Origin of the sequence: Streptomyces ossamyceticus, from assembly GCF_001418475.1 — a bacterium.
GTDB lineage: Bacteria > Actinomycetota > Actinomycetes > Streptomycetales > Streptomycetaceae > Streptomyces > Streptomyces ossamyceticus.
In genome coordinates this window covers 1-1357 of sequence record NZ_LIQX01000808.1, presented here as the reverse complement: position 1 = coordinate 1357, position 1357 = coordinate 1, and the positions used below count along the sequence as shown (strand labels likewise).

Sequence of the window (1357 nt, the reverse complement as noted above, 5' to 3'; positions counted from 1 at the left end):
GGTGGTGGGGGCGGGCCTCGCCGGGTGCCGGGGGCTCGGGGCGGTGGAGCGGGCGCGGGCGCGGGCGCTGCTCGGGGTGGAGGTGGCCGCGCCGGAGCCGTTGCGGCCGCGCAAGCGGGGGGCGCTGGCGTGGATGGGTGCCGTCCTGCGCAGCGGGTCGTCGTGGCGGCAGCTGCTGTACGCGGTGGTGCAGTTCCCGTGGTCGCTGTTCTCCTTCGTGGTCGCCCTGAACTTCTGGGCGTACGGGTGGGCGATGCTCACGTATCCGCTGTGGTTCTGGGTCTTCCCGATGTGGGTCGGGCAGGACGGGGTGCAGCTGTACGGGGACGAGGGGCACGCCGTGTACCTCGACAACGCGTTCGAGGTGACGGTGACGGCGCTGGTGGGGCTGCTGTTCACGATGGCCACGCCGTGGATCGTGCGGGGCCTGACGATGGTGGACCGGGTGATGGTGACCACGTTGCTCGGGCCGTCCCGGCTGGGGGCGCGGGTGGTGGAGCTGGAGTCGGACCGGGGGGTCGTGGTGGACACGGCGGCGGCCGATCTGCGGCGCATCGAGCGGGATCTGCACGACGGGGCGCAGGCGCGGCTGGTCGCGCTGGCGATGGATCTGGGTGTGGCGCGGGAGAAGCTGACCGAGGATCCGCGGGAGGCGGCGCGGATGGTGGACTCCGCGCACGGTGAGGTGAAGACGGCGCTGCGGGAGCTGCGGGATCTGGCGCGGGGCATCCATCCGGCGGTACTGACCGACCGGGGCCTGGACGCGGCGCTGTCGGCGGTGGCCGCCCGGTGCGCGGTGCCGGTGGTGGTGGAGGTGGATCTGCCGGCGCGGCCGGTGCCGGCGATCGAGGGGATCGTCTACTTCACGGTGTCCGAGCTGCTCCAGAACGTCAGCAAGCACGCGGGTGCCTCCCGGGCGGTGGTGGATGTGTGGAAGGTCGAGGGTCGGCTGATGCTCCAGGTCAGCGATGACGGGATGGGCGGCGCCGATGCCGGGGCGGGGTCGGGGCTCGCCGGGCTGGCGGAGCGGCTGGGGGCCGTCGACGGGGTGCTGGTCGTGGACTCCCCGGCGGGCGGGCCCACCCGCGTCACGGCGGAGCTGCCCTGGCGGGCGTGATCCTCGGGGCCCCGGCCGCGGGGGCGTGACGTTCGGCGGCAGGGGGCGGGACCATCAGGGGCGCGTCCGGAGCCGAGGCTCCGGGCGCGCTTCGCCGTGTCGCGGTGTCCGTTCTCCGTGTCACGGCATCCGTGTCGTGGTGACGGGGTGGCGGCGGTGGCGGCGTCCGTGTCGCGGCGGCGGTAACCAGCCAAGAGGTGGCGGGGTTCTTACGCGCACGGGTGTCGGGGTGGCGTGGTG

1 protein-coding gene is annotated in these 1357 nt (G+C 74.4%); it reads left to right on the top strand.

Going from position 1 to position 1357, the window contains the following annotated elements:
• Positions 1 to 1117: sensor histidine kinase (locus AOK15_RS39130; protein ID WP_055523740.1), on the top strand; the 1117-nt coding region annotated here is incomplete at its 5' end.
• Positions 1118 to 1357 lie beyond the last annotated feature (240 nt).